At 61.4% G+C, this 8,628-nt stretch carries 8 protein-coding genes and 3 pseudogenes; all 11 read left to right on the forward strand.

Going from position 1 to position 8,628, the window contains the following annotated elements:
- Positions 1-1,610: pseudogene (locus tag BSZ31_RS12435) on the forward strand (DUF3363 domain-containing protein); the annotation flags it as partial.
- A gap of 153 nt (positions 1,611-1,763) precedes the next feature.
- Entirely contained in the window at positions 1,764-2,144 is a 381-nt protein-coding gene (locus tag BSZ31_RS12440; RefSeq protein WP_044314809.1) for a PadR family transcriptional regulator, read from the forward strand.
- A 54-nt stretch (positions 2,145-2,198) separates the two neighbouring features.
- Entirely contained in the window at positions 2,199-3,092 is an 894-nt protein-coding gene (locus tag BSZ31_RS12445) for a permease (protein ID WP_033946864.1), read from the forward strand.
- 12 nt (positions 3,093-3,104) lie between these two features.
- Entirely contained in the window at positions 3,105-3,302 is a 198-nt protein-coding gene (locus BSZ31_RS12450) for a hypothetical protein (protein WP_044314810.1), read from the forward strand.
- 96 nt (positions 3,303-3,398) lie between these two features.
- Positions 3,399-3,581: a hypothetical protein gene (locus tag BSZ31_RS12455; protein ID WP_044314811.1), complete on the forward strand. Its 183-nt coding sequence runs from the start codon at positions 3,399-3,401 to the stop codon at positions 3,579-3,581.
- A gap of 33 nt (positions 3,582-3,614) precedes the next feature.
- The gene (locus BSZ31_RS17085; RefSeq protein ID WP_206018602.1) at positions 3,615-3,758 is read left to right on the forward strand and encodes a hypothetical protein; all 144 of its coding nucleotides are present in this window, start codon (positions 3,615-3,617) and stop codon (positions 3,756-3,758) included.
- Positions 3,759-3,873: 115 nt separating this feature from the next.
- Positions 3,874-4,698 carry a methyltransferase domain-containing protein gene (locus BSZ31_RS12460; RefSeq protein ID WP_206018603.1) on the forward strand — a complete coding sequence of 275 codons (825 nt, stop codon included), beginning with the start codon at positions 3,874-3,876 and terminating at the stop codon, positions 4,696-4,698.
- Between the two features lie 149 nt (positions 4,699-4,847).
- Positions 4,848-5,521: pseudogene (locus BSZ31_RS17840) on the forward strand (MIP/aquaporin family protein).
- A gap of 6 nt (positions 5,522-5,527) precedes the next feature.
- The gene (locus BSZ31_RS12475; RefSeq protein WP_044314813.1) at positions 5,528-6,472 is read left to right on the forward strand and encodes a LysR family transcriptional regulator; all 945 of its coding nucleotides are present in this window, start codon (positions 5,528-5,530) and stop codon (positions 6,470-6,472) included.
- Positions 6,469-6,732: an EexN family lipoprotein gene (locus tag BSZ31_RS12480; RefSeq protein WP_044314814.1), complete on the forward strand. Its 264-nt coding sequence runs from the start codon at positions 6,469-6,471 to the stop codon at positions 6,730-6,732. Before BSZ31_RS12475 ends, BSZ31_RS12480 begins: the two co-directional genes overlap by 4 nt.
- Before the next feature lie 227 nt (positions 6,733-6,959).
- Positions 6,960-8,628 (forward strand): annotated as a pseudogene (locus BSZ31_RS12485) (conjugal transfer protein TraG); the annotation flags it as partial.

Raw genomic sequence — 8,628 nt, forward strand, 5'->3', positions numbered from 1 at the left:
CCGACGAGGCCGACCTCGACGCCTTCAAGGAGCGGGCCGCCGACGATCGGCACCATTTCCGCTTCATCGTCTCCCCGGAGGACGGGCCGAACTGGACGACTTGCGCACCTACACACAGCATCTGGTGAACCGCATGGAAGCCGACCTGGGCACGCGGCTGGATTGGGTGGCGGTCGATCACTGGAACACCGATAACCCGCACACTCACCTGATCGTGCGCGGACGCGACGACACGGGCAAAGACCTCATCATCGCGGGCGACTACATCGCCCACGGCTTCCGCCATCGCGCCGCAGGGCTGGCGACGGAATGGCTCGGGCCGCGCACCGAACTGGAGATCCAGCAGACCTTGCAGCGCGAGGTGGAACAGGAGCGGTGGACGAGCCTTGACCGCACGTTGCAGCGCGAGGCTGGCGAGGATGGCTGGGTGCAGATCGAACGTTTCAACGAACCCCGGCTGCAACGCCAGCGCCTGCTGCTGATCGGCCGTCTGCAACGCTTGCAGCGCCTGGGCCTGGCTGAAGAAGCGCAGCCCGGCATCTGGGCTGTCCATGCGGACGCGGAGAAGACCTTGCGTGCCCTGGGCGAGCGTGGCGACATCATCCGTACCATGCAGCGTGCCATGAGCGGGCGACCGCGCGAGCTGGCGGTGTTCGAGCCGGGCGAGGATGGCCGTACTGTCATCGGTCGCGTCGCCGCCAAGGGGCTGGCCGACGAGCTGCACGACCGCGGCTATCTGGTCATCGACGGTGTGGACGGCAAGGCCCACTACGTCGCCTTGAACGCCCGCGACGAGCTGGCGAACTATCCCGCCGGTGCGGTGGTGGAAGTGCGTGGTTCCGCCGAGGTGCGGGCGGCCGACAAGAACATCGCCGCGCTGGCGAGCGATGGCCTGTACCGCGCCAATCACCACCTGGTAATCGAACAGGGCCGTGCCAAGGATGGGCGCGACCCGCAGGAAGTTGTCGCGTCGCATGTCCGGCGGCTGGAAGCCCTGCGCCGAGCCGGTATCGTGGAGCGCGTCGCCGAAGGGCTATGGAAGGTGCCGGACGACCTGACCGAGCGTGGCCGCCAGTACGACGCACAGCGCCTGGGCGGCGTGGCGGTGGAGCTGAAATCTCACCTGCCCATCGAGCGGCAGGCCCGCGTGATCGGGGCCACCTGGCTCGACCAGCAGTTGATCAGCAGCGGTCGTGGGCTGGGCGACCTGGGCTTTGGCGGCGACGCCAAGCAGGCCATGCAGCAGCGTGCCGACTTCCTCGAAGAACAGGGGCTGGCCCAACGACGCAGCCAACGCGTCATCCTCGCCCGAAACCTGCTGGGCACGCTGCGTAATCGGGAGCTGGCGCAGGCCGCCAAGGACATAGCGGCGGAAACCGGCCTGGAGCATCGCCCGGTGGCCGACGGGCAGCGCGTGGCCGGCATCTATCGGCGCTCCATCATGCTCGCCAGCGGGCGCTTCGCCATGCTGGACGACGGCTTGGGTTTCACGCTCGTGCCTTGGAAGCCCGTCATCGAACAGCGGCTGGGCCAATCCCTGGCCGCCACGGTCCGCGGGCGGGCATGCCTCCTGGGAATTCGGCCGCCAGCGCGGCCCGTCTGTCGGCTAAAGACTGAATTTGTCATGTGTGCCGTGGCTCGTGATGCTTCACTTGTGGTCGCAGACTCATGCGAGCGCCCTCTATCCGGCCAGGCACCGCCCCAGGAGGGGATTTTTCGGTTGCCGCTTGATACCTTGATGGACAAGGTATATAATTGGGTTCATGGATAAATCGACGACTTCCCTCAAGACCGTAGAGCGCACACCGGTGGACTATACCGACCGGTTGTATTGGAGCGGCATCATCAAGATGAGCCTGTCCAAGTTCTTCATTCTGAGCGTGCTGCAAAAGCGGCCCATGCACGGCTATGAGATCGCACGTGAAGTGGAGTGCTCGACCCAAGGTTGTTGCGCCCCCACCGAAGGCACTATCTACCCGGTGTTGCTCGAGTTCGAGCAGGGCGGCTATGTCACCGCGCATACCGAAACGGTTGCGGGCCGTGGACGCAAGGTCTACACGTTGACCGACAAGGGCCGCGAAGCCTTCACGGTAGCGGTAGATGCTTGGATGGAGGTGGCTGCGCACATCACCCGTCAGCAATGACGGTTTTTTTTGAATATAAACATTGACCATCTATGCATTGATCAGGAATATATAATGAACCTGAACACACTCACCGAAACCCTGCAGTTCTTCGCCATGATCAGCGCCGAGCTCATCGCGCTGTTCTTCGTCGTCAGTTTCATGGTGGCGATGATGCAGGAGTATGTACCAGCCAGCACGGTGCAACGCCTGCTGACCGGGCGAGGCCTGCGTGGCAACATCGTCGGTGCCGGGCTGGGGGCAGTCACGCCGTTTTGCTCCTGCTCGACCATTCCGGTCACGGTCGGCTTGCTCAACGCCGGTGCGCCATTTGGCGCCACCATGTCCTTTCTAGTTTCCTCGCCCATCCTCAATCCGGTGATCCTGGGCTTACTGGTCACGTTGTTCGGCTGGAAGTTCACCGTCTTCTATGGCGCCGCGTCCTTTGTGCTGGCGGTGGCAGTGGGCGCGGTCTGGCAGCTCTTTGGCCTGGAGCGCGACGTAAAGAAGGTGCGTGTGGTGGGCGAGAGCGAAATTGCAGGGCCGACCGACTTCAAATCGCGCCTGCGCCGAGCTGGCAGCGCGGCCTTTGCTTTGTTCAAGACTTCCTTGCCCTACCTGCTGATCGGCGCGGGCATTGGCGCGCTAATTTATGGCGTGGTACCCGGCGAGTGGATCGCCACTATGGCAGGTGCCGACAACCCGTTCGCAATTCCCGTGGCCGCTGCTATCGGTGTGCCGCTATACATCCGCGCTGAAACCCTGATTCCGATTGGTATGGCCTTGCAGTCCCAAGGCATGAGCATCGGCGCGGTAGCGGCGCTGATCATCGCTGGCGCAGGTGCCAGCATTCCCGAAGTCACGCTGCTCAACACGATCTTCCGGCCCCGACTGGTGGCAGTGTTCGTGCTGACGATCTTCACGGTCGCCATCAGCGTGGGTTACGTCGCCAATCTGTTGTTTATTTGAAGGAGAAAGACCATGTCAGAGAAAAAGGGCTTTATAGCGCGTTTGTTTGGTAAGCAGGAGGACTCGGCTTGCTGCGCGGTGCGCATCGAAGAAGTGCCCAAGACGGAAATGACCCCAATGCCCGTCGCCAAGAAATCCGCATGTTGCGCGGTGCGCATTGAGGAGGTCAAGGACGATGATGCCACTCAGCAGCCACCTGCCGCCCGGTAGCCCAATCGACCTATCAAGGTGGAAACCACGCCGGTGCTGGAAACGGTGAGCCTGCAACACGACATGCTCCGCGCGTAGATTGAGCCTTGGGCTAGGGTGATCAACAACAGCTTGGCTGCCGCCCGTCCGGCATCGCCATTCCTGGTGACGCGCGCCAACCGCGAACTGCCGCTGATTGCCGACGCGCGCGGCCAGCATGCCCATCGCTTCGCCATGATTCCGTTGCAGGCGCAGGAGCCTGTCGGCATCGACTTGTTGGGCCGCATGGCTGCCCACTGACCTTAAACCCTTCAACTCAAAGGAAGACAGTCCATGAACAATCAAGCTCCAACCCTGGAACGGCGGATCGAGGAAGTTCAGCACTACTACGGGGACACCTTGACGGATAAGCAAGATTTGGCGACCAATGTCTGCACAGCGGACGAGCGCCATCAGACGCCATCAAAGCTATCCTGACGCAAATACACGACGATGTGCAGATGCGCTTCTACGGTTGTGGTGCGCCCTTCCCCCCGCTGCTGGAGGGCGCAACCGTGATGGACCTGGCTGCGGCGGCGGACGCGACTGCTTCGTGCTGTCTAGCCTGGTGGGCGAGCGAGGCAAGGTCATCGGTGTGGACGCCACAGCCGAACAGATCGCTTTCGCGCAGAGCTATGTGGAGCACCACCGCAAGGTCTTCGGCCACACCGAAAGCAACGTCCGCTTCCTGCAAGGCAATATCGAAGCCCTGGATCAGCTCGACCTGCCGCCGGAGAGCATAGATGTCATCGTTTCCAACTGCGTGATCAACCTGTCGATGACCAAGGCCGATGTGCTGGCAGGTATGGCCAAACTGCTCAAGCCTGGCGGCGAAATCTACTTCGCCGATATCTTCTCGGACCGCAGGCTAGCCCCTGGGTTGAAAGACGATCCGCTTATCGTCGGCGAGTGCATCGGTGATGCGCTGTATTTCGAGGACTTCGTGCGTTTGGCACAGGCTGCCGGCTTCCTTGATGTGCGAGTTACCGCCAAGAGCCTGAAGACCATCGCCAATCCCGCCATCGAAGCAAAGCTCGGGGGCGCCAAGTTGTACTCGATCACCTTGCGCCTGTTCAAGATGGATTTGGAAGACCGTTGCGAGGATTACGGGCAGGTTGCCATCTACAAAGGCAACCTGCCGGAAGCCCCCGACCGATTCGTGCTGGACAACGGCCATGCTTTCGATACCGGTCGGGCGGTACCGGTATGTCGCAATACGGCCGACATGATCAGCAAGAGTCGTTATCGGATCTTGTTCGATGTGATTGGCGACGGCCGCCGACACTATGGCCTTTTCCAGTGTGGTACGCCGCAGATTGAGTCAGTGCCGACGCTGGCCGATGTGGGCGTTTGCGGCCCCGCTGGGTGCGGATGCTAGGAGCCCCCATTTTGCGTGCAACACGAAGTGAGATCAGGACGGCCGATCATGCTTCCTGATCTCGGCGTTTTCAAGCGAAAGAGGATAGGAATGCTGCGTAAAAGGGGCGCTGCATTGAACAAGAACGGGTAGTCCACGGAGGAGTTCGTATGCTTCCTACACAGTGGAAATATTTTCTGTCCGAATTGATTGGGGTTTTCGCGCTGATTTTTATCGGGGCGGGCGCAGCGATACTGAGCAAGCAAGGTGACGCGGTCAGTTATCTCGGCGTTGCGCTTGCATTTGGGGTCAGCGTGACCTGCATCATTGGCGGTATTTCGACGTCAAGCAGTGCCCACCTTAACCCCGTGGTGACACTTTCGCTCTGCGCTACTGGCAGGTGTTCGTATAGATGCCTGCTCTATTACACATCGCGCAAATCATTGGCGCCTGTCTGGCGTCGGCCACTTTGTTCGCCCTCTTCTGGCAACGGATCGAAGCGGGCACCACCCGAATCGGCACCGGCGTCAGCCTGGCGAACGGTTTCATGGTGGAGACAATTCTGACTTTTTTCCTGGTTTTGACCGTGCTGCGAACTACCAGTGCACTGATCATTGGTTCGGTGGTGTTCTTGGGGGCACTGGTCGGTGGACACATCACAGGCGCAGGCATGAATCCGGCGCGAAGTTTTGGGCCTGCGCTGTTCAGCCATCACTGGGAAAACCACTGGATCTATTGGCTGGCACCGTTATCCGGGGCGCTGCTCGCTGTCTTGGTTTTCGTCTTGATGGAAAAACCCGCTGCGCTGCCGAAATGCAGCGATGCAGAATCGAAGAAATCGTGAGCGGCCATGCAATTACGACATCTGCGTTACTTCATTGCAGTCGCTGAAGAACTCCACTTCGCCCGCGCGGCTGAGAGACTGCATATCGAGCAGTCACCGCTGTCGCGCACTATCAAGGAGTTGGAGGAAGACTTGGGTGAACAGTTGTTTGTCCGAACCAGCCGAAGCACGCGCCTGACGCGGGCGGGCAAGCTGTTTTTGGAGCATGTTCCGCGCGTGTTCGCTGCCTTGCAGCAGGCCCGCGACAGCGTGAAGGCTGCGGCCAATGGCTTCCACGGCCAGTTGCGTATTGCCCTGTCCGATGGCATCACGCCGCCGCGCCTACCGACCTTGCTCGCACTTTGCCGGCAGGAGGAACCAGAAGTCGATATCCGGCTGTTTCAGGTGCCCTTGTCGCAGCAAATCAAGGGGCTGCAAGACGACTTGTACGACGTGGGCTTCGCGCAATCGGATGAAGTAGGCGAAGGTATCGCCGCCGAAGCCGTGTGGAATGACCCGCTGATGGTGGCGGTGCCAGCACGCCATCATTTGCTCAAGCACCGACGCATCCCGCTGGACGAAGTGCTGCACTTTCCGCTGGTTCTCTGCGACCCGCAAGCATGTGAGGGCTACGCGCGACAGGTTGAACGTGTGCTGCGCCGCTCTGACCGGGAGCCTCTGATCGTCGAACGTGTTGCCTCATTCGACTTGATGATGGTGGTCGTATCGGCCGGCTTCGCCCTGGGGCTGGCTGGTGCTCCGCATATCGTGTCCAACCGGGAACCTGGCGTTGTGGCCCGGCCCTTGGCGGGCCGCTCGCCAATGCTGACAACCTACTTGTTGCGACGCGAAGACGAGCGTTCGGAAGTGTTGTCCCGATTCATCGAACGGGTGCAGGTGATCGACTTGCCCGAAGGTGGGAGGCCCGTGCCGCCACCTCAGTCCGAATCACAGGAGGAATTCGAGCTATGAAGCGAATAACACCTATGCTTGTGGTCGCCGTGCTAACGGCCTGCGGCCCGTCGGAGACACCCAAGCAGGCCAACGTACCGACCGTGGAGGAACTGGCTGCCGACCCGGCACGGTTGAAGGAACTACGCCAGCAATGCAAAACCGACCGCGCGACGCTTGGCGACATGTTGTGCAACCGGGTAGCCGAAGCCACGCGCAAGCGGTTCTATGGCGACGGCAAGACACCCTACACGCCATTGGAAACGCCACCGAAGTTCTGATCGCAGTCTTTCGCAAAAATCCTGTCTTCTTTGCCAACACGCCGCAGCACGCTCGCGCCTGCGGTGTTTTTACTGGTTTCTTTGCAGCCTGAAACGATGCTTTTTGCATCATCTTGCTTCCGATAACGGTCTTTGACCGGCACTGACCCGGCACCGATTCTCACGCTATGCGGCACGTCCTTGTGCCGCTCTTGAACGAGGAATAGCGCAGGAATCGGAGGTCAGTCATGCAAGCTCAGGGCGTGCTGTTCGGGCAGATCGCCGCCGTCTTCGGCATCGTGATCGCGGCGTATGGAGTGCAACGCAATGGACAGCAGCCGCCCTGGGCTATCAACTACGCCTTGGCTCGCCCTGGTTTGATTTCTTCGGCACGCCGGTCTATCACCCCTGGCGGCTGTTCGAGTGGTGGTTTTTCTTCGATGCCTACGCGCCGCATGTCTTCGATATTGGCGGGGCCATCGCGGGCGGTAGCGGCTTGGTGGCGGTGGTGGTCGCCATCGCCATGTCGGTGTGGCGCTCCCGGCAATCGCGCCTTGTCACCACATACGGCTCGGCACGCTGGGCCGAAGCGGATGACGTTCGCAAGGCCGGGCTGACGCAACCGGCTGGCGTGTTCCTGGGCAAGTACCGCAACGAGTACCTGCGCCACGAAGGCCCGGAACACGTCCTGACCTTCGCGCCCACGCGCTCGGGCAAAGGCGTCGGCCTGGTGGTGCCCACGCTGCTTTCGTGGCCCGCATCCGCCGTCATTCACGACATTAAAGGCGAGAACTGGCAGATCACCGCCGGCTGGCGCTCGTGTTTCTCACATTGCCTGCTGTTCAACCCGACCGATGCAAAGTCGGCAGCCTACAACCCGCTGCTGGAAGTACGGCGCGGCGCGCATGAAGTGCGCGACGTGCAGAACATCGCGGACATTCTCGTTGACCCCGAAGGGGCGCTGGAGAAGCGCAACCACTGGGAGAAGACCAGCCACGCGCTGCTGGTCGGAGCCATCCTGCATGTGCTCTATGCGGGCAAGGACAAGACGCTGCGCGGCGTTGCCAACTTCCTCTCCGACCCGGCCAGCCCGTTCGAGCTGACCTTGCACCGGATGATGACGACGAAGCACCTGGCCGATGCACCGCACCCGGTTGTCGCGTCCGCTGCCCGCGAAGTGCTCAACAAGTCGGACAACGAGCGTTCGGGCGTGTTGAGCACCGCCATGTCGTTCCTCGGTCTGTACCGCGACCCCACGGTGGCCGAAGTCACCTCGCGCTGCGACTGGCGCATCGCCGACCTGATCGCATCCGAGCATCCCGTCTCGCTGTATCTGGTAGTGCCGCCCTCGGACATTTCCCGCACCAAACCGCTCATTCGCCTGATCCTCAACCAGATCGGGCGACGGCTCACCGAATCGCTCGACGGTTCTGACGGCATCAAGCGCCGCCACAAGTTGCTGCTGATGCTCGATGAGTTTCCGGCCTTGGGTCGGCTCGATTTCTTCGAGACGGCGCTTGCCTTCATGGCCGGCTACGGCATCCGCAGCTTCCTCATCGCGCAGTCGCTCAACCAGATCGACAAAGCCTACGGCCAGAACCATTCGATTCTGGACAACTGCCACGTCCGAGTGACGTTCTCAACCAACGACGAACGAACCGCGAAACGAGTATCCGAAACGCTCGGCACCGCCACCGAGCTGCGCGCGCAGCGCAACTACGCGGGTCATCGGCTCGCGCCGTGGCTGGGGCATCTCATGGTGTCGCGGCAGGAGACGGCCCGCCCGCTGCTGACGCCCGGCGAAGTCATGCAGCTTCCGACCGACGAAGCCGTGGTGATGGTGTCCAGCGTCGCGCCGATCAAGGCGAAGAAACTGCGCTACTACGCCGACGCCAATTTCAAGAGCCGCGTATTGCC

The organism is Limnobacter sp. SAORIC-690 (assembly GCF_002954425.1).
Classification (GTDB): Bacteria; Pseudomonadota; Gammaproteobacteria; order Burkholderiales; family Burkholderiaceae_B; genus Limnobacter; species Limnobacter profundi.

Bases quoted from the DNA above. Each gene is read 5' to 3' on its own strand.
- BSZ31_RS12450 (WP_044314810.1), top strand. From the start codon at position 3,105: ATGTCAGAGAAAAAGGGCTTTATAGCGCGTTTGTTTGGTAAGCAGGAG.
- BSZ31_RS12440 (WP_044314809.1), top strand. From the start codon at position 1,764: ATGGATAAATCGACGACTTCCCTCAAGACCGTAGAGCGCACACCGGTG.
- BSZ31_RS12480 (WP_044314814.1), top strand. From the start codon at position 6,469: ATGAAGCGAATAACACCTATGCTTGTGGTCGCCGTGCTAACGGCCTGC.
- BSZ31_RS12445 (WP_033946864.1), top strand. From the start codon at position 2,199: ATGAACCTGAACACACTCACCGAAACCCTGCAGTTCTTCGCCATGATC.
- BSZ31_RS17085 (WP_206018602.1), top strand. From the start codon at position 3,615: ATGAACAATCAAGCTCCAACCCTGGAACGGCGGATCGAGGAAGTTCAG.
- BSZ31_RS12475 (WP_044314813.1), top strand. From the start codon at position 5,528: ATGCAATTACGACATCTGCGTTACTTCATTGCAGTCGCTGAAGAACTC.